We start from the raw sequence: 22250 nt of genomic DNA, 5'->3' as shown, positions 1-22250 counted from the left end.
GACCACGGTTAGATTGAGGACATGCCCTTACTTGGGGAGTGGACTTGTCTTCAATTGGATGGATCGACTTCGACGAGAAGGAGCGTGAACGGGCGCAGCGCTTGATGCAGCTCTTCACCGAACAAGAAGCCCGAGACGAACTGGGCCTGGGCGCGATCCGAGACTCTATTGCCGATCACCTGTTCCCCGGCACGAGTACGGTTCAAACTCGTCTGCGCTATATGCTGTTCGTGCCATGGATCTTTTCTCGGCTTTCTCGGCAGCGAAACGCTAACCAGATCGCGGAGCAGATCAGAACGGACCAGATCCGCCTCCGGGATGCGCTGGTCGCCGGCAAAGAAAACAACGGGGTGATCGGGGTAAACGCCGGTCCCAAATTGAAGAGGCTGCCCGCAAGCGTCTACTGGTCAGGCCTAGAGACATGGGGCATCCGACGCTTCTCCGGCTCGATCGACGCCTATGCAGCGTCGATGCCATCATGGCCGAATGATGCAGGCAAGGATCATGTCGATGACGACCACGGTGCGAGCCGAAGCACGCCAACACCTTGGCATCCTCGTCTACCGCCAGTTCCGAAAGGCATGCTCGACAAAGCAAGCTTCGCGTTGAGCGATGACGAAGCTGAATTCATCGTGGACCGTTTGGTCGATAGCAATCCCGATAGCCTGCTGACGTTTTTGGCGCAAAAGGGCGGTCACGCGAAGTCGGATCATATCTGGACGCATCCCCACGTCTCGGACTTCCCGAACCGCATGCGCCGGCTTGTCGAGCACGCGTCAATTTTCTCGGAGGCTATGTACGGTGCCGCGCTTCAATACAATCTGCAGCTCAGCCAGTTGCGCGGCAAGGAAGAGTGGATCGAGGATTACAAGAAGCAGATCGCGGAGTGGCAACAAGATATCGACTTGGTCCGACTGAAGCGATGGTCGATCGAGGACTTCTGGCAAGAGATCCGACACCCCGCTCACCAGGTACTCGATCCCACACGACGTTTCGTTTCGGAATGGACAGAGCTGCTGCAAATAAGCGGGGCATTGAAGCGTGACCGAGCAAGGGCGCAGTCCTTGGTGAAGGAGCGTGAGCGTCGCTTGAAAAAAGGCCAGTCGCGGTTCACCAATCGAACTGCTCGCGACCGTTGGAAGGGTTCATCTGGCGCCTATCGACTCCAATACCGCTGGTCGCAGGCTCGCCGTCATCTGCAAGATCTTACCCGTGGTTAAGTCCACTCTCGATCCAGAAACACGGCTGCTTTACGGTGATAGCCTGAAGGCACCGATCGGCTATGAGTTTGATGGCGGGGTCGCCACTACTTTCTCTATGGATTTCGAGACCGCACTCGCCGTTCCGGTGAGTCTCGCCTTCTTCTCGTGCAGGAGCCGTGAGGACGTCTTGAACGATCCGGTGGCACTGCTGGAGTCCGCAGAACGCACGGCTGAGAAACTCGTTGTCTATGTCGATGCCGGGCAAATCCGTGCCGAAAAAGGGCAAGGCTCTCGGCTCTCCTCGCTGCTTGAGAAGGCGGTGGTTGAAGTGAAGGCGCCAAACGCTGGCAGCTTCCATCCCAAACTTTGGGCGCTTCGCTTCAAGTCGCTTGGTGGCACGAGTCCAACGCTCATGAGATTGCTGATCCTGTCGCGAAACCTTACGCGTGACAGATCCTGGGACGCCGCCCTGTCCCTAGACGGAAAAATGGGAACAAGGCCCGTCGCTTCCAACAGGCCGTTGCATGACCTTCTCACTGCCTTGCCGGGAATGGCTGTCGGTCAGATGAGCGAGGCGCGCCGCGGGATGACCTTGGCCATGGCAGACGACCTTAGATACGTCGACTGGGAACTGCCATACGACTGCGAAGAGATGGATTTCCACGTCAACGGTGTTGGCTCACATGGCTGGAAGCCGAGCAGGAGCAAACGCATCGCCGTTGTGTCGCCATTCGTCGAAGCTCAGGCGCTTGAGCATTTGGTCAGTCTTGCTGATCACGCCCCTAAGCTGATCAGCAGGCCCGACCAGCTTGTTTGTCTTCCTGCTGAGACTCTGAGCAAGTTCCATCAGGTATCGGTGCTGGATGAAATGGCCGAGACCGAGGACGGCGAGGAGACCCACCCCAACGAACACCAAGGTCTTCATGCCAAGCTCTTCATTCAAGAGCATGGCAGACGCACAAGCCTGACGCTTGGGTCCGGCAACGCGACCAATGCGGCGCTCCTCTCTGGGCGTCGAACGACGTCCAACGTCGAGGTTTTCGCAACACTACATGGCTTGCGTTCCAAGCTCGGTGGCATCGACGACATACTAGGCGAAAAGGGTTTTGGTCGAATGACACGATCCTTTGAACCCGACGAGGTCGAACCAACCGATCCTGCCGACGTTTCTGCGGATCACCGCTTGCTGGAGGCCCGGAGAGCTCTCGCCCGCGGCTCTTTGTCTCTACGTTGCGAAGCCGAAGGGGATGACGACACCAAGCGTTGGCGGCTGTGGCTGATCCCGCCCAATGTCGGAATCCCGCTCGAAAAGCTCGGACGGGTGCGCGCCTGGCCGATTACGCTCGGCGAAGGGCACGCTCGAGAGGTGCTCGATGGAATCCGCAATGGATCGCCAGTGGATCTAGGGGCGATGGCTCTCGTCGATTTGACCCGATTCCTTGCGTTAGAAATTACTGACGACGCCACGGGTCACACTGAACTCTTCAGCACAGGTTTGACCGTGGATGGCCTGCCGGAGGAGCGCGACCTTGCAATCCTCTACTGGGTGATCGACAGCCGGCAGAAGTTCATGACGTATCTGCGGCTCCTGCTCGCCTCCTTCGCTGAGCAGCCCTTGCCACCGCGTTTCACACCAAATGGGAAAGGAAGCGGCGCATGGGGAGCAGGGGCGGATGACGAGCCCATGCTCGAGGATCTAGTGCGTGCGCTCTGTACTGGCGATGGTCGCCTGGCTGCCGTCGACCGCCTAGTCAGCCGGCTCGAGGCTAGCAAGGAGGCTGGTACGGAGGACCGCATTCCACCCCACTTCAAGGAGTTGTGGCAAGTGTTCCGAACCGTCCTGGAGGCTTCCGATGCGCGGTGAACCATTCGATGCCATGGCATCGCTCGCTCAACTCAAGCGATTTCAACGACGCACTGTCGACTACGTTTTTGATCGTTTGCATGGACCCGATCAGGTCCGACATTTTCTCGTTGCCGACGAGGTTGGTCTAGGAAAGACGATGATCGCGCGTGGCATCGTTGCCAAGACAATCGAGATGCTCTGGCCCAAGGCCAAGCGCATCGACATCCTGTATATTTGCTCCAACCAAGCAATAGCTGCGCAAAATCTCAATCGACTGAACGTGCTGGGTAAAGAGGCGATGGCGCTGCCCACACGCATCACACTCATGCCTCTGCGGTTGCGTGAGAAAAACAACATTAGTTCGAACGGCGTCAACTTCATCAGCCTCACACCGGGCACGACATTCAATCTTCATTCTACCACGGGTGTCATGGAGGAGCGAGCGCTTCTCCTACGGCTCCTCGAACCTTTTGCGCGGTTCACACCGCTCAGGAACGCCTTGCAAGTGGGCGCGAACTTCAAGAATTGGGATGATCAAGTCAGCCGGATGTCTCTCGAGGGCATCGACAAGTCGATCATCCGCCGTTTCGAATCAACCGTTTCGAAGAACAAGGCAATATTTACCGAACTCGATGAGGTGTGCCAGCTGTTCGCTCGCCGCCGGCCGAAGTACCCCGATGCGTCTGTTGCGGCGCGTAGCGCATTGATCGGCAAGCTTAGGAAGGTGCTGTCACACGCCTGCGTGATGGCCCTCAAGCCCGATCTGATCATTCTGGACGAATTCCAACGCTTTCGCGAATTGCTCTCAGGCGGTGGAGACGCTGGAGAACTGGCGCGTGCGTTGTTCGAATACGGCGACCAAGCATCAGGAGCCCGCACCCTCCTTCTTTCGGCCACCCCATACAAGATGTTGACACTGTCGGAAGACGCACCCGATGACGGCGACCATTATGACGACTTCCTCAAGACCGTCGGCTTCCTTCACGGTCATGAACGTGCTGCATCCGTTGCGACGGAACTGGACATCGAGATGAGGCAATTCCGCCGCTTTCTGCAACAGCTGCCCTCGGGGACCAAGCAAGCAAAGCAGGCTCGGGTCTTAATAGAACGTCGCTTGAAGAGGGTGATGATTCGAACCGAAAGGATCGACAGCACGATCAAGAAGGACTCGATGCTGGCGGAACCAGCTATGGACGTGAAGATCGCCGCGATCGATCTTCGCCACGCCACGGTAGCAGCAGCGGTGGCCCGTATTGCTGGCGCGCCGGAGATCATCGAATACTGGAAGTCCGCGCCGTATCTGCTCAACTTTATGCGGGACTACGCTCTCAAAAAATTGCTCAAGGATGCGAGGACGAGTCCAAATAATGACCTGGTCGCTGCTGTTGCTGAGGCAGAAGCGCTGGCATTGCGACTGGATGCAATCGACGACTACCAACCCATCGAGCCGGGCAATGCGCGACTTCGAGCCTTGATGTCGGATTTATTCGATGCGGGACTTGATCAGCAGCTCTGGATCGCTCCAGCACTACCTTATTACGGTCCAATGCCGAATGGGCCGCCACCCACTAAGGCATTGGTATTCTCCGCATGGCAGATGGTGCCGGACGCGCTTGCGGCTCTTATCTCCTACGAGGTCGAACGCCGCATGGGGGCCGCAGCAGCGAAGTTGACCTATCGCGAGGCCACGAAAAGACGGCCTTTGCAGTTCCGGCTCGAGCAAGGCCGGCCTGCAGCTCTGCGCACGCTCAACCTCATCTATCCATCCCCAACGCTCGCTGAATTGGGCGATCCGCTGGCCATCTTCGCCGCGAGGTCCGAACGACTAACGCAGGAGGAAGTGCGCAGTGCGGTACGCGAGCAGATAATTCCGCGCCTAGTTGGATATCCCCAAGCAGCCGACGGCGCCATCCTAGGACCGCGTGACTGGGAGTGGTCCACAGCCGCGTCGATGGACGCCGCGGCTGGCAATCGTGCGTTGGAATGGCTGCAAGGCGGTGCCTTTGCGTGGACGGGAAAAGAGGCTGGTTTTCGAGAGCACGTCGCCGAGTTGAAGCGCTCCGCAGAGGGCGCCCCTGCACCTTTGAACAATGCAGCGATAGAGCTGCTCGTGGATCTCTCGCTTGGAAGTCCTGCAGTGTGCGCAGTCCGCGCTTTGAGGCGCATTGCGCCAGAATTGGCCTGGGACGACCCTGTTCTGCTCGAGGCTGCGGCTCATGTCGCCTGGGGCTTCCGTACTCTCTTCAACCAACATGAGGCGGTGGCGCTGCTGCGCCAGGAGAGCGAGGAGCACTATTGGCGAAGCGTCCTGACACACTGTGCTGGTCACAATCTGCAAGCGGTTCTGGATGAATACGCCCATTACCTGGTTGAAGGCGAGGGCCTGTCGAGTGCTAGTCCGTCTGCACGCGCGACAGGCGTGGCGCAGGCGATGGTGAACGCACTCTCCATTCGCCCTTCGCAAATCGAAGTCGATGACGTTGGGGTGGAGAACGGACGCATCGTGTTTCGGACTCCCATCAAGATGCGTGGTCGATTTGCCATGCGTCTGGCCGAGCTCAAGGACGAAGAGGGTGGTGCGGTCCGACTGGCCACCGTGCGCGAAGCCTTCAACTCACCCTTCCGACCTTTTGTGCTCGCGACGACTTCCATCGGTCAGGAGGGGCTCGACTTCCATCCTTATTGCCACCGAGTGTACCACTGGAACCTGCCTGGTAACCCTGTCGATCTCGAACAGCGTGAAGGACGTGTCCACCGGTTCAAAGGACACGCAGTACGCTTGAACGTAGCCGCGGCTCATGGCGACGCGGTACGGCAGAGCCGAACGCCTGCTGCAGACCCCTGGGCCGCCATGTTTGCCGCAGCGCGCCGATCGACAACGAGCCGGGACGAACTCATCCCCTACTGGATCTATGAAGGACCGACGAAGGTGGAACGACGAGTGCCGATGCTTCCCTTCAGTCGAGAAGAGAAGCGGCTGGAATGGCTCAAGCGGAGCCTGACGGTTTATCGCCTGGCATTTGGCCAGCCGCGGCAGGACGATTTGCTTGCACATCTCGTGAGGCTGGTTGGAGAGGGTGTTGATGCAAGCGCCTTCGATGAACTCCAAATCCGTCTTCGCCCATAACGCAGGCCGGCACTGTCCGCTTCAACTTATTCCTAATTCGAGGACAGCAACCAGCCCGTGGTCGTCTGAAACCCTGTGTAAATGGCAGCTCCAAGAAAATCGCGAGGGGTTACCTGAACGGCCGAAATTGGGTCAGGAGCGGCCCGGTCAGACTGCCGCTGAACTGCTGCTATCCCGTCGTCGGCTCTGAAAGCTGCCAGTCGGCTAGCGTCCCATTTCGGTCATTCCGATCGCTGGTTAGTGGGGCCGGTTCTGAGAACAATATATCTTTTCAGCGAGCGGCAATTGCCGATGTTTCCGGCTCTCAGTAGGCTCGTCAAAGGGTGCAGCGACGCAAAATCGACGCTGTGGTGTCGGGCAGGGAAGGGCGCATGTCTTGCGCCAACGCCCTCGCAGGTCGATGGCTATGTTTGCGATCTATCACCCGTCGCACTACGGTTGGGCTAACTCGCAAATCTATTTTAGGGGAAATTGGACCGAAGCCGACTAACCGTGATCCACAATGGTCGTAGGGTGTCGAGCAGGATCATTGTGGACCAGGACGACATTCGATCTCTTCAATCGGTAGTCAGCTCCTGGCGCTGGTTGCTCGTCCAGGCAACGAGTGCGTCCGGCAGGAAACCTGCCTGCTCCAGTCCTTTAGCAGAGTCTAATATCTGGGGCGTCAATCGTTTTGACATTGTGGCTAATTAAACGGCGAGCGATGATTGCCGACAGGGGCCGTTATTGAGATCCGAATAGACAACGCGGTGGCCGAGAGCCGCCATCAGCCCGAGCGCGATCGGCAGGTCGTAATGGCTGCCCTCCTTCGGCAGGTCGGCGGGCGCGAGATTGACCGTCACTCCGATGATCTCATGCGCATTGCGGTCCCCACTTCCGGGAGGCGAGCGTTGGACCACGAGGCGGGATGCTCGAGGCGCTGGGGCGGGTTTCTGAGTTGAAGATCACGGTAATGATAGCCATTCTCGACGACCAAGAGTCGCAGCCGTTTTATTCGGACAGGAGCTTCCGGTTCAGTTGAACCGAAAGCAGTGAACGGAACGAGCACAAACACCTCTCGATCGGGGTTTCGCCGATAGGGACACCGCTGAAACGTGCCACTTTGGCGCGGAGTATGCGCCCTCCGAAGGCAGAGGTCACAGGTTCGAATCCTGTCGGGTGCGCCAGATTTCGCTCTGCATTTCAGCTGGTTGCACCCACAAAGTGATGCAGCTTGCGTCGAAGCAAAAACCACCGAAGTAACTCGCTTTCTTCGTTGGCCGACCGATGCCGATCGACGCAGTATAGTCGGGCTCGTATCACCATTCTCTGCAGAGACAGCCGTTCATAAACCCCCAGCACCGATCGCGCGTTGCCTAGGAAGGTAGGAGTCAGCTATTCGGCTAGCAGTTCGTGTGAACAGTCTTGGGTGATAAATGCACGTGGCATCACGCAGGAAGTGAGACATTCCAACCCCAGGCGTCTCATGGCGCCGAACTCAGGTTAACAAAAAGCTGCGAAGTGTCGGTTGCATTGCATGGACGAACCACAGTTCGCATGTTTTTGCGACGGAGAGCGCTGCCTAAGCCCGTCATGCGAGTCCTCGTTCCATCAAAACTCAACCAAGGGTCGTGGCAAAAGGCACCAAGGTAAACTTTGTTAACCTGGATTCGTTGCCTGCAGGTGTCTAAGGCTGACTTGTGCGAATGTGTCTAGATGGGGCAGAATCCGGTTGGCCTGAGTCGGCCGCGCCGCCGGTCGCCCGTCCGCGCCACTAAGTTACAGGAAGAGAGAAGTGGTCGCGTTCGAGTCCCTTAACATACAATCACCTAAGCGGTCGCCCCAAACCCAGCGGGGTTGGGATGGATTCTTCCCCTACTACGCGGGCTATCCAGAAAGCTTCGCTCGGGCACTGCTAAAGAGCGCACTCCTTCCGAAGGGGGCGGTCGTTCTCGACCCTTGGAATGGAAGTGGTACGACCACATTTTCTGCGTCGCAACTTGGCCTTGTCTCGCGTGGATTCGATCTGAATCCAGTGATGATCGTGATCGCGCGGGCACGTCTGCTATCGCCTTCCGAGGCCGATAGTCTCGAAGCGCTGGCTCGGGACACCATAAAAGGCGTTCGAGCCGATCCACGAATCCTGCGGCCTGACGATCCGCTGCTCTGGTGGTTCGAACTGTCTACAGCTGCGCTCATCCGGGCGCTCGAGCGTCGCATTCGCGGCCAGTTGGTTGGCGAGTATACGTTGACGGCCAACGGCGTTAAACTGGATCATATATCCGGTTTAGCGGCCACCTTCTATGTGGCGCTGTTTTCCGTTTGCCGACAGATGGCTGGGCATTTTCGCTCATCCAATCCTACTTGGTTCCGCAAGCCTAAGATCGACGAGAGTCTCATCACAGGAGATCGAGAAGCTATCCTCTCGTCGTTTGCGGCGAACGTCAAGAACATGGCCGCCGCCCTAGCTCAGCGCGCTACCGAACAGCATACCGACCATGCAGTAGCGGAGCTACAACTGGCGAACACCACCTTGACCGCTCTGACCGAAGCCAGCGTCGACATGGTGCTGACTTCGCCGCCCTATTGCACACGAATAGATTACAGCGCGGCGACACGCATAGAGCTCGCCGTGATGCATCCCCTGGTTGAGGTGAAGATGGAGGATCTCGGTCGTCAGATGATCGGCTCGACTCGAGTGCCGGATCACGACATTGCAGTAGACGCCGCCTGGGGACCGATCTGTGGCCGGTTTCTTGGGGATCTGAAGGCACATCCGTCAAAGGCTTCAGCCGGTTACTACTACAAAACTCATCTCGACTACTTCGAAAAGATGGCCCTCTCGCTCACCCATCTTGCTAAGGGACTTAAGCCTGCCGGGGCTGCAATCCTCGTGGTCCAAGACTCTTATTATAAGGACATCCACAACGATCTTCCCGGCATAGTGACGGAGATGGGTGCGGCTGCGGGCCTTCAGTTAAGACGGCGCCATGACTTCGAGTTCAAGCGCTCCATGGCCGGTATAAACCCCCACACTCGAACCTATAAGCGCGCCGCTGGGGCCATCGAGGCAGTACTCTGCTTCGAGAAGAGTCGAGAGGCGATCCAGCAATGACAAATGCGTCCCCCTTGATTGAGTCTATTGCCGCAACGTTGAAGCAGGCGAGCACTCAATCCTTGGATCTGTCGTTCAACGAACTTTTGGACATGAGTGAGAACGGTGAACTCAACATAACACCAGATTACCAGCGCCTGTTTCGTTGGAGTGAGGGACAACGATCCCGTTTCATCGAGTCTTTGCTTCTTGAGATGCCGGTGCCGCCCATCTTTGTTATCGAGGAACCGGACGGAACGTATCAACTCTCGAATCAGATCGGCTTCAGCGCGAGGCCGAACTCCGCCTGATCGAGAACATCGCCTCGCGGACCGAGGTCGAGGCTGAGCGCAACATGCTGTTCCGCTCGTTGACCCTCTTGACCTATGCTCATCTGGAAGGCTTCTGCAAGTTCGCTCTGCTGGCCTACGCGGGTGCAGTCAATGCTTTGGCCTTGTCTTGCCGCGACGCAGCCTTCCCAGTACTGGCTGCCAGCCTTGGCGATATTTTCGCGGCACTCCGCAATCCGAACAGCAAGGCACCAGAATTTCGTACTGGCCTGCCGGACGACCAAGAGCTCCATATGCTGTGGAGGGAACGAACGTTCGTCGAAGCCTACGAAGGAATCCTCAGCCGCACGGTCGAGATCCCCGATCGGGTAATCGACACGAAAGCCAATCTGAATTCAGTCGTGCTGAAACGGAACTTATACCAGCTTGGCCTCGACTATCCAGCAATCGATCGGCATCGCGGCACCATCGATCGGTTGCTTGGCGTGCGCAATGCCATCGCACACGGTGATGCTCTGCGGGTGCCGAGCGCCGATCATGTCCGCGAATACACTGCTGTCGCCTTCGAAGTAATGCAGTTCGTTCAAAGTGGTGTCTTCATTGCCCTGCGAGATGGGGCTTTTCGTCGAGTACCATCTATTTAAATCGCAGAGCCATCATATCATATCGCGTGCGGCCGCCACGCACCGTGAACCGTCAACCTGGCTGGTCGATCTGACCAATGGTTGCTCTTGCCCGCCCATTTAACGCACAAGATATTGCCAGCGATCACGTCGTTGCCGTCGAAGTTTCGGTCATCGATCAGAGGACTAGAATACCCCAAGATCAGCTCCAAGTAGAATCTGACCGGGCTCATAGGCTAAGCCCGGCCAGATCTACGCAGCATCACGCAGCGGCAGCGTTGCTCTCGGTCGGCGCGCCAACTTCGGAGGGAGCTGTTTTGGCTTGGAGCCGATCCCATGTCCCAAGATATTGATGAGCCTTGCGGCGGATGGCCTGCCGGCTCTCGTAGCCTCCGCCGACAAAAGTCAGCATCATCTTCCCACGAACCTCCCTCTCACGCATAACATCGGACCAGAACTCGGCGTCGCGCCTCCAGTCGAGCTCTCCTAGCCTCCTGCCCATGGCCGCGATGTCGTCGACCTCCAACGTCACGTCGAGGTCGTGGAAGATGGTCCCTAGTGCCCCCCAGCCTGGGCCTGTCAGATGGATGCTGTTCTTGGTATCCGAGAAACGCTCAGCGCCCATCATTTCGGTCATGCCGCTCAGGAAGCGATTGGCCTGGGTGACAAATTCATCAATACTGTCCTCGGACAGACGGCGCTGCCCCTCCGCCTTGTCCACGTTGGTCTTGGCCTCGGTGAACGCATCGCCCTCGGCGGCGCCGCGCACGAAGCGGACGAGGTGCTGCAGGACTACGAGGGCCGTCGACTTGGCACCGAGTGACGCGGCCTTCGTCTCCATGCCCCCGTTCGACTTGATAACGGCACGATCAGCGAGGCGACGGGTAGCCTCAACATAGATGTCGCTCGAATCGTAGTTCATAGCCATGGTGGGACTGATCGACGTCTGTTTGAAGTTGAAGTCCGCAAATAACTGCCTCAACTCCTTGAGATCGAGAGGCTTGTCGGCCTGCCGCGGCGCAAAGATCACAAGCGGGAGAGTGAACTGGTCGATCAATTCGTTGAGGGCCCTGCGTTCATCAATGCTCAGTGCTTCATCGTTGGCCAATTCCACAAGCTCAATAACTCCAGACACACGAGCGAGACCATCGAGGACGATCCTCCCGTTCGACTTCGACATGTCGAGGTGAAGGGTGCCGGCCCCCTCCACGCCGCTCTCATTGAACGGATCGAACCGGAGATGTCTTTTAACGGCGACGGAAATCGCAGGGAAGGCACCGAGGATTACCGCTAACTGGGAGAACCGCTTCCGGATGTAGGCCTGAATGGCACGGAGACGATCACTGGTGGTGGTGCGCTGGAGTTGGACGTAGATTTGCTCGAGCTCCGGATCGAGCTTCTTCCAGAAGCGCGAACGCGGATCGTGCCCAAGGAATGCCTCCAGCGAGCGCGGCGAGATTTGGGTAGCATAGGTTGCGAGCCGATGACCGTAGGCGCCTTGAACGGCCGCAATGCGGATGGTAAGTTGAGTAGAATTAAGCACGGTGTTCTCCATGGTGCTTGGTTGAATGATGCCGGTGAGGGCAGAAACCTCGCCGGCATTTTCTTTTGGAGCATACCCGACCGGGCGGGGTCAAGACGTCCCCGTAGGTAATTTCCTATTCCCCGTAGGATTTTTCTACGGGGATGGCTACAAATGATGCGGGATTTCGGAAGGCCTGCTGGCTTGTCGGATTGGACGTCGTCCGGATTTCCAGAATCGACATCTCGCAATGCGCCTAACCGCTCGTCGGAGGATGGCAGCGATCTTTCGCAGTGCAATGAGCCGTAGAGCCCCGATCGTGAAGATGCTCAGCCACCCAACCGAAGAACCAATCCTCGTCCCTAACACCAGCCCCTACGACGAAGGAACCCTTGGCTCCTCCACCAGATAAAACCTATCCTTCGGCGAAAAGTCCGTGATCAGAAATGAAAACGAGGCTGTCTCCAGCGGGTCGACCTTGCCTTTGCGGAACAGCAGCCTGTCATAGGGCTCGAAGTCGCGTTTGAATTCGGCGAAGCTGTCGGATTTGATCATTTTGTCCTCGCGCTGCGCCTGGTCGAAGGACAGCCCGTCGCCATAGTCGCTCGGCCGGTTCATGATCGGCTGCAGCTCGAATTCGAATTCGATCCAGGCGTCGCCGCTGTTGTTGCGGGCGACGATCTTCAGCGGCAGGAAGCCGGTCGCGTAATTGCCTGCCGTTCCGAACGGCTGGATCGGCATGGCGGCGCGTATGGTCAGCGTCACCGGGTCCGCGGTCTCCAGTTCCTCGGTGACCACGATCGGGTCGGTGCGCGTTCCGGCGCCGGTGGCCGAAAGGATCCTGAAGCCGCCGAGTTCGTCCGAGAACGAGTAGGCGCCCGCCTGGAAGAGTTTGGTCCCGTCGGCTTCGGCGCGTGGGCAGTCCGCGGCCAGCAAAGCCGCACACACCTGCACACAGCGCAAGCCTCGACCCATCATGGCTCAAGTATGGACGACAATTGCCCGGCCGCCTACTGGCAACAGACGGCATGATGGTGACCGCGATCGATGGGCCCACAGGGTGGTCGCAGGCAAGGGCGCTGCCGCAAAAGGGTGAGCTGGGTTGTCGGATCTGCCGGCGGACCGCCGGAATACACCCTCGCGGCCCGCTGGCGGACAAGGCGCTGTGTCAGCCCGTCGCCTCGCCTCAGCCTGCCGCCATGGCCCGCACGCTCTCGCGTTCCACCAGCGGGCATTCCAGCTTGGTGATGGGATAGCGCCCCCGCCCGGGCGGCGAGGGCGCCTCGAGCTGTTCGATTGCCCATTGGCCCATCGCCATATGCGGCAGGATCGAGGTGGTCAGCGGCGGGAACAGGTGACGGGCGATTTCCTCGTCGTCGTAGCCGACCACGGAGATGTCCTGCGGGATGTGCAGGCCGGCTTCCTTCAGCGCCTCGTAGCAGCCGATCGCCGTGCGGTCGTTCTGGCAGAAGATGGCGGTCGGGCGGTCTTTCAGCGCCAGCAGCTTCACCGTTGCGGCATAGCCCGCGCTGGCCGACCAGTCGCCTTCGACCACCAGTTCGGGGTCGAAGGGGATGTCGGCCGTGGCGAGCGCGCGGCGGTAGCCTTTCAGCCGGTCCTGCGCCGCTTGCATCCAGGGTTCGCCGGTGATGGTGGCGATACGGCGGTGGCCGTGGCTGATCAGGTGCCGGGTCGAACTCTGGCCGCCGGCGATCTCGGAGGGAACCACGGCGGGGAAGGCATAGTCCGACGTGTAGCAGTTGAGCAGGATCACCGGAATGTCGAGGCTGTAGAGAAAGTCGGGCGCCGTGATCTCGCGGGTGAAGATGGTCATGTAGATCAGCGCCGAAATGCCCCGCCGGGTCAGCGCCTGTATGGCGCGGGGCTCCATCACGGCATCGCCCATGGTCTGCGCCACCAGCAGCACGTTGCCGGCATTCCACGAGGCCTGGCGCGCGCCCTCGATGGCCACCACGGCCTCCGGGCTGGTGGCGAGCTGGTCGACGGCAAAGCCGATGACCCCGTCAAGACCTTCAAAGGCCGCAACCGGCGTCTTCAGCGCGGAGAAGGCCGGCGCGCTGTAGCCCAGCGCCCTGGCGGCCTCGATCACCCGCTCGCGCGTCTGCCGCGACAGCCGTATCCCTGGCGAATTGTTCAGCACGAAGGAAACGGTCGCTTGCGAGCAGCCAGCAGCCCTTGCGATGTCGGTCATGGTGACCCGGCCCTTGGGTTTTGCCGGCGCCTTACGGCGCCTCGCTGTCTCCCGATCCGTCGTTTCGCTCATTGCATTCCTGTCCCAATCCCCGGTGCTGTCTAGCGGCAGCCTGCCGGATCGACAAGATGGCGCGGTGGCATCGATTTATAGAAACTGCCCCATGACTTATATCTATTACCAATCTCGCGGTCCATTGCTCATGCGGCTCCGCACACCAGAAATGCAACGGCAAAGCGGCATTAAGCGCCGCGCGACCAAAGTCTTGGCTAGCCGGCGCGTCGACTGCGGGACCGCAGTGGCAGGGTCAGGTCGAGGTTCGGAACTAATACTGTTTACTAATACAAAAATGCGCTGTAACGTCAATCCGTCGCATCCGGCCCATCGGTTCCGGGGGGCGGCGGAAAGCGAGCGTGGCTGGCCCGATGGCGAGCGGACTTGGGCTCCGCGAGCTTTGTCTCGGACATATGATATGTCAGACAAATCGGACTATTTACGAACGAAGGATGAGTCTCTAAAGTCCCTGGCCGTGGCTGGAACGACGCCATTCTTTCAGTGCCGGGAACCCCTGAGGAGGAGGGGCATCCAAGCCGCAAAAGGCAAATTCAGGTGAGCAAGGCAAATTCTCAGTGAGCAAGACCGGTCGGCCGATGGCTGGACCAAAACGGGAGGTTGAACATGAAGTCTTTGATACGCAATGCATCCGTGGCCGCCGCGGCTCTCGCCGTCGGCCTGGCGGCGACCGCCATCGCGCGCGCCGACGACAAGCCGACGCTGGCCTTCGTCGTCAACGGCGCGTCCGATTTCTGGAAAGCCGCCGAAGCCGGCGTCAAGAAAGCGCAGGGCGAACTGCCCGACTACACGCTTGAGCTCAAATATCCGGAACAATCCTCGGTCGCCATCCAGCAGCGGCTGATGGACGATCTGGTGACGGCCGGCGTCAAGGGCATCATGGTCTCGGCCGTCGATCCCAAGACCTCGACCGATGGCCTGAACAAGATCGCCTCGCAAACCGCGTTGTTCACCACCGACAGCGACGCCCCGCAGACCAAGCGTGTCGCCTATATCGGTTCCTCCAATGTCGATGCCGGCAAGCAGGCGGCCGAAATCGCCAAGAAGGCGATGCCGAACGGCGGCAAATGCCTGGGCTTCGTCGGCCTTCTCGGCGCCGACAACGCCAAGGAGCGCATCCAGGGCATGAAGGATGGTCTCGCCGGTACCAAAATCGAGCTCGTCGACGTGCGCGGCGACGACATCGACCAGGCCCGCGCCAAGAAGAATGTCGAGGACGCGCTGGTCGCCAGCCCCGACGTCACCTGCATGGTCGGCTTCTATTCCTACAACACGCCGCGCATCTATGAAGCGCTGCGCGACGCCGGCAAGCTCGGCTCGATCACCGTCGTCGGCTTCGACGATGATCCGATCACGCTGGGCGGCGTCAAGGAAGGCACCATTGCCGCCACCGTCGTGCAGCAGCCCTTCGAATGGGCCTATCAGGGCATGAAGCTGATGGCAGCCTACCTCAAGGGCGACAAGTCGGGCATCCCGGCCGGCAATCTGATCATCATCCCGACCAAGATCATCGGCAAGGATGATGTCGACGCATATGCCGCCAACCTGAAGGCGATGGCTGGAAAATAAGGCCACAGGCAGTTCAGCCGGCTCAAGCTAGCCTTGAGCCGGCTGCTCGCATTGACGAACACCGCGAGGATCGTCAGTCTGAAGATGGACCAAAATGGCCCACCGGCTGCTGTCAGGCATGATGAATTATTCCGACACATCCATCTCGGCAATCACCCCGTTCCTCAGCCTCGAGAACGTGCGCAAGACCTATCCGGGCGTCGTCGCGCTCGATGGCTTTTCGATGGAGGTGAGGCCTGGCGAGGTCATCGGCCTCGTCGGCGAGAACGGCGCCGGCAAGTCGACCCTGATGAAGATCCTCGGCGGCGTCACCACGCCGGACACCGGCACCATCACCGTCGACGGCACCGCCCACAAGGGCCTGAGCGTCGAAGGCAGCTTTGGCTCGGGCATTGCCTTCGTCCACCAGGAGCTCAACCTGTTCGAGAACCTCGACGTCGCCGCCAACATCTTCTTCGGCCGCGAGCCGCTGCGCGCCGGGCCGCTCAGGCTCGTCGACCGCGCCAGGCTGCGCGAGATGGTGGCGCCGTTGCTCAAGCGCGTCGGCGCCAATTTCTCCGCCGACACGCAGGTCGCCGACCTGTCGCTCGCCCAGCAGCAGATGGTCGAGATCGCCAAGGCGCTGTCGATCAAGGCAAGGCTGGTCATCCTCGACGAGCCGACCTCGAGCCTGCCGATCGCCGAGACCGACAAGCTGCTCGACGTCATCAAGGGGCTGAAGGCCGACGGCATCAGCGTCATCTTCATTTCGCACCGCCTGCACGAGGTCGAGCGTGTCGCCGATCGCGTCGTCGTGCTGCGCGACGGCATGCTGGCCGGCACGCTGGGCAAGCGCGATATAAACCATGACCAGATGGTCAAGCTGATGATCGGCCGCATGCTGAAGGAGCGCGAGAAGGCTTCCGAGGCCGCGCGTGCGCCGGGCGCCGTCGCCCTGTCGGCCAAGGCCGTCCGCACCCCCACCTATCCCGGCCGGCCGGTCGAACTCGACGTCAGGCGCGGCGAAATCCTCGGCCTTGCCGGCCTTGTCGGCTCCGGCCGCACCGAACTGGCACGCGTGTTCTTCGGCATCGACGGCTGCCTCGGCGGCACGCTCGAACTCAACGGCACGCCGCTTGTCCTGCGCTCGGCCGCCGACGCCGTCGCGCATGGCATCTTCCTGGTGCCGGAAGACCGCAAGCTCACCGGCATCCTGCTCGATTTGTCGATCGCGCAGAATATTTCGCTGCCCAATCTGCCGGCCCATGCGAAGCGATCGCTCGTGTCCGCAGGCGCCGAAACGGCAACCGCCGAAAAGCAGAAGAAGAATCTCGGCATCAAGGCGCCCTCGGTGCAGACCCGCACCGGCACGCTGTCGGGCGGCAACCAGCAGAAGGTCGTCCTCGGCAAATGGCTGGCTATGAACCCGAAGGTGATGATCCTCGACGAGCCGACGCGTGGTATCGACATCGGCGCCAAGGCGGAGATTTACGGGCTGATGCGCGCGCTCGCCGATGCCGGGGTCGCCGTGCTGATGATCTCCAGCGACATGGAAGAGGTGATCGGCGTGTCCGACCGCATCGCCGTCATGCATGAGGGCCAGATCTCGGGCATTCTCGACAAGGACCGGTTCAGCCAGGAAAACGTGCTGCTGCTGGCGGTGGGCAAGCAGCCGAAATAGTTTTTGCCTCGGGGTCGCGGAAGCGCGAGCTGCTCGGGCAAGCATTGGGGAGAAGACGATGAGCAAGAAAGATCTCGGCCTGCTGATCCTGATCCTGGTGGTCGGGGCCATCGTTGCCATCATCAACCCGCGCTTCCTGTTGCCGATCAACCTTGCCAACACCTCGAACCTGATCGGCCTGTTCGGCATCCTTTCCATCGGCCAGGCCTTTGTCATCATCACCGGCGGCATCGAGCTGTCGGTCGGTTCGCTGGTGGCGTTGCTGGGCACGCTGTTCATCGACTTCATCGCCGTGCGCGAACTCGACTGGCCGCTGGCCTTCGTGCTGATCATCGCATTGGGGGCCATTATCGGCCTGGTGCATGGCTGGCTGATCACGCGGCTCAAGCTGCAGCCCTTCGTCGTCACGCTGTGCGGCCTGTTGATATATCGCGGCGTCGCCCGCTTCTACACCGCCGACGGCACCGCCGGCTTCGCCTTCGGCCAGAACTTTCCGGAGCTCGAATTCCTCTCTGCCGGCCGCTCCTGGGGCGTGCCGAACTCCTTCTTCGCCTTGATCGTCATCGCCATCGTCATGTGGGTGGTGCTGCACCGCTCGGTGTTCGGCCGTTATCTCTACGCCATCGGCAAGAACGAGGAGGCGGCGAAATATTCGGGCATCCGCACCGGGCGCATCGTCATGGCGGCCTATGTCATCTGCGGCGTGCTGACGGCGCTGTCGGCGATCTATTTCGCCATGTACACGCGCTCGATCTCGCCGGCCAGCCACGGCCAGTTCTACGAGCTTTACGCCATCGCCGCGGCGGTGCTTGGCGGCTTCTCGTTGCGTGGCGGCGAGGGCTCGCTGATCGGCGTCCTCCTCGGCACCGTGCTGCTGCAGGAGTTGCAGAACCTCGTCAACCTGCTCGGCATTCCGTCCTCCCTCAACTTCGCGGTGATGGGTGGCGTTATCCTCATCGGCGTGCTCGTCGACCAGCAATGGGGCGTGTTCCGGGCCCGGCGGCGCATGATCGACGCCAGCCGCAAGACCATAGCTGGCGCGGCCGCTGAGTAACATCCCTGCCACTCTGCGCCGCGCTTGCCCGCACCTTGCGCGGCTGAGCCCGTCAGGCTTCAGCCGCGTGCCTGTCGGAGCTACCGGTTGGTCGCGCTTGCGGCGCGGCGAACGCTTTGCAACAGGATGGCGAGACAGCCGACCAGCAGCAACGCGCCGCCGAGCAACGGCGGCAGTGCCAGCAGCTTCACCGCCGCAAGCACGGCGGCCACCAGCACCAGCGCCAGCAGCGCCAGATTGCCGTCATCGACGAACATGCCGAAGAATTCCTTGGCGATAAGACGAATGACGTTCATCGGACGAGCCCTCCAGCGGCTGCGGGGTGGGTAATGCGCAACCAGCGCACCATGGCGAAGGACGCCACCGCGATGATGGCGAAGATGGCGAGCAGGGCGAGATCGGCGCCTGGCCAGTCGGCGCCGATGCCTTCGCCGGTCCAGAAGATGCCGAAGCTGGTCAGCATCAGACCGACCACGAATTTGAGTGCATTCTCCGGAACGCGCGCCAGCGGCCGGTGCACGGCAAGGCCGACAAGCATCACCAGGACGAAGGCCGCCAGCGCACCCAGGCTGGCGTAGAGCGTCTGCCCGTGCGCGGCACCGACGGCAATGACGATGAACACCACCTCGACGCCTTCGAGCAGCACCGCCTTGAACGACGCCAGACCGGCAAGATAGTCGGCGCGGCGGTCATTGGCCTGCCGGTTCAGGGCGGCGGTTTCCTTGGCAAAGGCCGCCTCCTCGTCATGCAGGGCGATCACGCCGACACTGCGCAGGATGGCCTTTCGCAGCCAGCGCATGCCGAACAGGATCAGCAGCACCCCAACAACGAACTGCAGCGTGGAGATCGGCACCAGCGCCAGCAGCGGGCCGAACGCCAGTACCAGGGCCGCCAGCACCGCCAGCGCCAGGGCGGCGCCGGTCAGGGCCGGGCGCCAGCTGCGTGTCACCCCGACCGCGAGCACGATGGTGAAGGCCTCGACGACCTCGACCAAGGAGGCGAGAAATGCCGCCGTGACCGTCGAGAGAATGGGTGTCAGTGTCTGCATGAAGGCGCCCTGTGTCTTCGTTTGATCATGAACTTTTGAAAGGCCGTTTCCACATTCGGCATCGTGGTTAGCATCACTATGCGGTCAGCACCACACAGCGCTCCGGCGGCAGCGAAAAAGCAAGCGAAGCGCCAACCGGCGGCGCTTCGGGCCAATCGAGCCGCACGCGGTGGGGGCCGAGGTCGACCGCCAGCCGCCAGCATCGGCCCTGGAAGGCGCTCGACAGAACCTTGCCCTGCAGACGGTTGTCCGGATAGGCGTTGGCCGGGCGTGCGTCTTCGGGACGGATGACGAGCATGCCGGCGCCAGGGCGTGCGCCCGGCGTGCGCACGGTTTCGGCGTCGCTCTCGGCGATTGTGAAGCGTTCGTCACGGACCTGTCCGTGAACGATCGAAAAGCCGCCGATGAAGCTGGCCACGAAGGAATCGGCGGGCGCCTCGTAGATCGCACGTGGTGTATCGAACTGGACGATCTCGCCTGCCCGCATGATGGCGATGCGGTCGGAGACCGCCATCGCCTCCGCCTGGTCATGCGTCACATAGACGACGGTGATGGCCTCGCGGCGCACCAGTTCCATCATCTCGATGCGCATATCCTCGCGCAGGGCCGCGTCGAGATTGCTCAGCGGCTCATCGAACAGCATCAGCGCTGGACGCGCCGCAAGGCAACGCGCGATGGCGACCCGCTGCTGCTGGCCGCCGGACAGTTCGGTCGGGTAACGATCCCTGTAGGGAGCAAGGCGGGTGACGTCGAGCGCGTGGGCGAGCCGCTGGGCGATGTCGCGATCCGAAAGCCGCTGTGAGCGCAGCCCGAAGGCCAGATTGTTGGCGACCGTCATGTGCGGCCACAGCGCATAGTCCTGGAAAACCATGCCGATCCGCCGCTTCTCGGCGGGGATGACCGACGTTTCGCTCCACACGACACGCCCGTCCAGCGTGATCGATCCGCTTTCGGGTTCGACCAGCCCAGCGATGATGCGCAGGAGCGTGGTCTTGCCGGAGCCGCTGGCGCCAAGAAGCGACACCACTTCGCCGGCATCGATCTTGAGATTGAGGTCGCTCAGGACCGGACGTCCACCGAGCGATTTGCAGATGCCGGCACAATGCAGGGAGGCGGTCATGACAAGGTTCCCGTTCTCGCGGCTTGACCGCTGCCCACGCCGGTATAGCCCACACTTCGACGCGGTTTGACGAACCGCCGAAGCGGGTACCAGACCAGCGCGGCACCGATGCCGGCGGCCGCCATGGCGACCAGCGCGATCGCCGATGCCAGCCCATCACGATCGTGGCTGAACAGTTTCAGGATGAGCGTCGGCGCCGGCGGCCCGCTCTGCGGAATGAGCATCTGCGAGATGGGCAACTCGAATACGGTGCGGATGAACGTCAGCAGAAAGGCCGTCACCACGCTCAGCAGCACCAGCGGCAAGGTGATCGCCAGCAGTCGCCGGATTGTCCCGACGCCATGCAGGCGCGCCGCGTCCGTCAGGCTCGGTGCCAACTGGCCGATGGCTGAAAGGATCACCACCAGACAGTAGGGAAGTGCTGCCGCGACATAGCCCATAACCAGCAGCGAGCCGTCGCCATAGTGGGGAAACGGCCAGTCGCGGAACCCCGGCAGGCGATTCCAGACCAGGATATAGCCGAAGCCGAGCACGATGCCCGGTATCGCCACCGATCCCAGCGACAGGCCGACGACGGCGCTGCGCAGCACCGGGCCCGCGCGATCGAGTTGCGCCGACAGGAGTAGGGCAAGCGAACTGGCGATAAGCGCCGTCAGCCCGGCGTAAAAGAGGCTGCGCAACAGGCCGTCATTGGCCGCGGTGTTCAGGCTGAGCGCCGCCACCACATTGGCACTGGTGAAGTTGCTCCAGATGAGCCCGTGACCCAGCGTCTGCGTCAGGGCGCGTGCCGCGATCGCGGCAAGCGGCAATGCCAGTGCGAGGAAAGCGATGGCCAGGGCCGCCGCCATGGCAAGCCAGCGCCACGCCCCGAGATTGTAAAGCCGGGCGGGCCTTGCGCGGCCGGAGATCAGGCGCGGGTCGGCGCGGCGGCGCAGCAGCCTGTCCGCCACCACGACGAGCAGCACAAGGCTGAGCAGGATGAGCGCCTGGGCGCCGGCGGCGGGAAAGTCGACGGGGTAGTCGCTGGCGGCGGCGTAGATGCCGTAGGTCAGCACGCCGAAATTCGACATTCTGGCGATGGTCGAGGCCAGGCCGAAGTCGGACAGCACCTCGGCGAAGGTGGCGATGAAGCTCAAGGCGATGGCCGGCGCCAGCAAGGGGCCGTTGATGCGGAGCCAGATCCTGAGTGGCGTGGCACCGGAGAGCCGCGCGGCATCCTCCAGTTCGCTGCCCAGGCCGGCGAGCGCGCTGCCGATGATGAAGGCGGCCAGCGGAAACAGGCTGAGCGTGTGGACAAACACCAGGCCGGCCAGGCCGAAAAAAGCCGAGCCCAGCGCGGCAGGCAGCAGCCCGAACTGCGCCAGGTAACCGCCGGAGGACATCAGCAGCACCCAGGCGAGCGCCTTGAGATAGGACGGCGTCAGGAAAACCAGCCACGGCACGATTGAAATCGCTGTCCGCCCCGGAATGTCGCAGCGCTGGACCAGGACCGCGAAGGCGCCACCCAGCGCCGTCGTGGTGCAGGCGACGAGCATGCCGAGTTCAAGCGAATGCAGGACAGAGCCCGCGACATAGGGCGAGTTGAAGACGCGGGCCAGCGGCTCGAAACTCAGGCCGCTGCTGGCATCTTGCGCGGCAAACAGGCCGGGCATGACCGCCTGAACCAGCACCAGGGCAAGCGGCAATCCGATCAGCAGGCCAAACACGGCGTAAACCGCAAGTGGACCGCCATAGCGGGCGAGCGACGACAGACGGCCCAGCGGCGGTTTTCTGGCGCCGGCGCCGCGGGCAAAAGCCGCGGCGCCGGAATGCTGGACGATCGTCATTTCCCG

16 protein-coding genes and 1 pseudogene are annotated in these 22250 nt (G+C 61.1%); 9 read left to right on the top strand and 8 right to left on the bottom strand.

The genetic code is table 11. The annotated features are described in order from the left end of the window. Positions 1-44: 44 nt before the first annotated feature. The 3 genes from FJ938_RS03105 to FJ938_RS03095 are packed head-to-tail and all read left to right on the top strand — an operon-like array spanning position 45 to position 6175. Positions 45-1220 carry a DUF6361 family protein gene (locus FJ938_RS03105; protein WP_140690938.1) on the top strand — a complete coding sequence of 392 codons (1176 nt, stop codon included), beginning with the start codon at positions 45-47 and terminating at the stop codon, positions 1218-1220. Beyond that, positions 1213-3066 (top strand): phospholipase D family protein, encoded by a 1854-nt coding sequence (locus FJ938_RS03100; RefSeq protein ID WP_140690936.1) that lies wholly within the window; start codon positions 1213-1215, stop codon positions 3064-3066. Before FJ938_RS03105 ends, FJ938_RS03100 begins: the two co-directional genes overlap by 8 nt. Next, entirely contained in the window at positions 3056-6175 is a 3120-nt protein-coding gene (locus FJ938_RS03095; protein ID WP_140690934.1) for a helicase-related protein, read from the top strand. Before FJ938_RS03100 ends, FJ938_RS03095 begins: the two co-directional genes overlap by 11 nt. A gap of 752 nt (positions 6176-6927) precedes the next feature. Here the strand turns inward: FJ938_RS03095 and FJ938_RS03090 are convergent. Continuing rightward, positions 6928-7017 (bottom strand): annotated as a pseudogene (locus tag FJ938_RS03090) (magnesium chelatase domain-containing protein); the annotation flags it as partial. A gap of 1175 nt (positions 7018-8192) precedes the next feature. On the opposite strand from FJ938_RS03090, the gene FJ938_RS03085 reads away from it, so the two are divergent. From FJ938_RS03085 to FJ938_RS03075, 3 genes are read left to right on the top strand one after another with little or no spacing between them, the layout of a single operon-like run. Then, the gene (locus FJ938_RS03085; protein WP_246671600.1) at positions 8193-9269 is read left to right on the top strand and encodes a hypothetical protein; all 1077 of its coding nucleotides are present in this window, start codon (positions 8193-8195) and stop codon (positions 9267-9269) included. After that, on the top strand, positions 9266-9559 hold the full coding sequence (locus FJ938_RS03080) for a DUF262 domain-containing protein (RefSeq protein ID WP_210243406.1): 294 nt from the start codon (positions 9266-9268) through the stop codon (positions 9557-9559). Before FJ938_RS03085 ends, FJ938_RS03080 begins: the two co-directional genes overlap by 4 nt. Further along, positions 9556-10182, top strand: a complete 627-nt coding sequence (locus FJ938_RS03075) for an MAE_28990/MAE_18760 family HEPN-like nuclease (RefSeq protein ID WP_181168995.1) — start codon at positions 9556-9558, stop codon at positions 10180-10182. The genes FJ938_RS03080 and FJ938_RS03075 overlap by 4 nt, the downstream gene beginning before the upstream one ends. Positions 10183-10423: 241 nt before the next feature. On the opposite strand, the gene FJ938_RS03070 is transcribed toward FJ938_RS03075, so the two are convergent. From FJ938_RS03070 to FJ938_RS03060, 3 genes are all read right to left on the bottom strand, one after another. Beyond that, the gene (locus tag FJ938_RS03070) at positions 10424-11704 is read right to left on the bottom strand and encodes a DNA sulfur modification protein DndB (RefSeq protein WP_181165735.1); all 1281 of its coding nucleotides are present in this window, start codon (positions 11702-11704) and stop codon (positions 10424-10426) included. 354 nt (positions 11705-12058) lie between these two features. Beyond that, positions 12059-12661 carry a hypothetical protein gene (locus FJ938_RS03065; RefSeq protein WP_140690930.1) on the bottom strand — a complete coding sequence of 201 codons (603 nt, stop codon included), beginning with the start codon at positions 12659-12661 and terminating at the stop codon, positions 12059-12061. Between the two features lie 208 nt (positions 12662-12869). Further along, a complete protein-coding gene (locus tag FJ938_RS03060; protein ID WP_181165734.1) occupies positions 12870-13967 on the bottom strand; it encodes a LacI family DNA-binding transcriptional regulator in 1098 nt (365 codons plus the stop codon). Between the two features lie 606 nt (positions 13968-14573). On the opposite strand from FJ938_RS03060, the gene FJ938_RS03055 reads away from it, so the two are divergent. The 3 genes from FJ938_RS03055 (at position 14574) to FJ938_RS03045 (ending at position 18250) form a co-directional block, all read left to right on the top strand. Next, on the top strand, positions 14574-15536 hold the full coding sequence (locus tag FJ938_RS03055) for a sugar-binding protein (protein ID WP_140612650.1): 963 nt from the start codon (positions 14574-14576) through the stop codon (positions 15534-15536). A gap of 121 nt (positions 15537-15657) precedes the next feature. After that, positions 15658-17196, top strand: coding sequence for a sugar ABC transporter ATP-binding protein (locus FJ938_RS03050; RefSeq protein ID WP_140691047.1), 1539 nt, complete (start codon positions 15658-15660; stop codon positions 17194-17196). A 58-nt stretch (positions 17197-17254) separates the two neighbouring features. Continuing rightward, positions 17255-18250, top strand: a complete 996-nt coding sequence (locus tag FJ938_RS03045; protein WP_140612648.1) for an ABC transporter permease — start codon at positions 17255-17257, stop codon at positions 18248-18250. A gap of 80 nt (positions 18251-18330) precedes the next feature. On the opposite strand, the gene FJ938_RS03040 is transcribed toward FJ938_RS03045, so the two are convergent. From FJ938_RS03040 to FJ938_RS03025, 4 genes are all read right to left on the bottom strand, one after another. Beyond that, positions 18331-18546 (bottom strand): hypothetical protein, encoded by a 216-nt coding sequence (locus FJ938_RS03040; protein ID WP_140612646.1) that lies wholly within the window; start codon positions 18544-18546, stop codon positions 18331-18333. Beyond that, positions 18543-19298, bottom strand: coding sequence for a COG4280 domain-containing protein (locus tag FJ938_RS03035; protein WP_140612644.1), 756 nt, complete (start codon positions 19296-19298; stop codon positions 18543-18545). Before FJ938_RS03035 ends, FJ938_RS03040 begins: the two co-directional genes overlap by 4 nt. Before the next feature lie 76 nt (positions 19299-19374). After that, on the bottom strand, positions 19375-20418 hold the full coding sequence (locus tag FJ938_RS03030; protein ID WP_140612642.1) for an ABC transporter ATP-binding protein: 1044 nt from the start codon (positions 20416-20418) through the stop codon (positions 19375-19377). Continuing rightward, positions 20415-22244 (bottom strand): ABC transporter permease subunit, encoded by a 1830-nt coding sequence (locus FJ938_RS03025; RefSeq protein WP_181165733.1) that lies wholly within the window; start codon positions 22242-22244, stop codon positions 20415-20417. Before FJ938_RS03025 ends, FJ938_RS03030 begins: the two co-directional genes overlap by 4 nt. Positions 22245-22250: the final 6 nt, after the last annotated feature.

This window comes from Mesorhizobium sp. B2-4-14 (assembly GCF_006442155.1).
GTDB lineage: Bacteria > Pseudomonadota > Alphaproteobacteria > Rhizobiales > Rhizobiaceae > Mesorhizobium.
The sequence above is the reverse complement of the archived record's forward strand: the minus strand, read 5'-3'. Positions and strand labels throughout refer to the sequence as shown.

What these genes read in the sequence shown, in the direction of transcription:
- FJ938_RS03095 (WP_140690934.1), top strand. Translation starts at nt 3,056, where the DNA reads ATGCGCGGTGAACCATTCGATGCCATGGCATCGCTCGCTCAACTCAAG.
- FJ938_RS03085 (WP_246671600.1), top strand. Translation starts at nt 8,193, where the DNA reads ATGATCGTGATCGCGCGGGCACGTCTGCTATCGCCTTCCGAGGCCGAT.
- FJ938_RS03080 (WP_210243406.1), top strand. Translation starts at nt 9,266, where the DNA reads ATGACAAATGCGTCCCCCTTGATTGAGTCTATTGCCGCAACGTTGAAG.
- FJ938_RS03065 (WP_140690930.1), bottom strand. Translation starts at nt 12,661, where the DNA reads ATGATGGGTCGAGGCTTGCGCTGTGTGCAGGTGTGTGCGGCTTTGCTG.
- FJ938_RS03060 (WP_181165734.1), bottom strand. Translation starts at nt 13,967, where the DNA reads ATGAGCGAAACGACGGATCGGGAGACAGCGAGGCGCCGTAAGGCGCCG.
- FJ938_RS03055 (WP_140612650.1), top strand. Translation starts at nt 14,574, where the DNA reads ATGAAGTCTTTGATACGCAATGCATCCGTGGCCGCCGCGGCTCTCGCC.
- FJ938_RS03050 (WP_140691047.1), top strand. Translation starts at nt 15,658, where the DNA reads ATGAATTATTCCGACACATCCATCTCGGCAATCACCCCGTTCCTCAGC.
- FJ938_RS03045 (WP_140612648.1), top strand. Translation starts at nt 17,255, where the DNA reads ATGAGCAAGAAAGATCTCGGCCTGCTGATCCTGATCCTGGTGGTCGGG.
- FJ938_RS03040 (WP_140612646.1), bottom strand. Translation starts at nt 18,546, where the DNA reads ATGAACGTCATTCGTCTTATCGCCAAGGAATTCTTCGGCATGTTCGTC.
- FJ938_RS03035 (WP_140612644.1), bottom strand. Translation starts at nt 19,298, where the DNA reads ATGCAGACACTGACACCCATTCTCTCGACGGTCACGGCGGCATTTCTC.
- FJ938_RS03030 (WP_140612642.1), bottom strand. Translation starts at nt 20,418, where the DNA reads ATGACCGCCTCCCTGCATTGTGCCGGCATCTGCAAATCGCTCGGTGGA.
- FJ938_RS03025 (WP_181165733.1), bottom strand. Translation starts at nt 22,244, where the DNA reads ATGACGATCGTCCAGCATTCCGGCGCCGCGGCTTTTGCCCGCGGCGCC.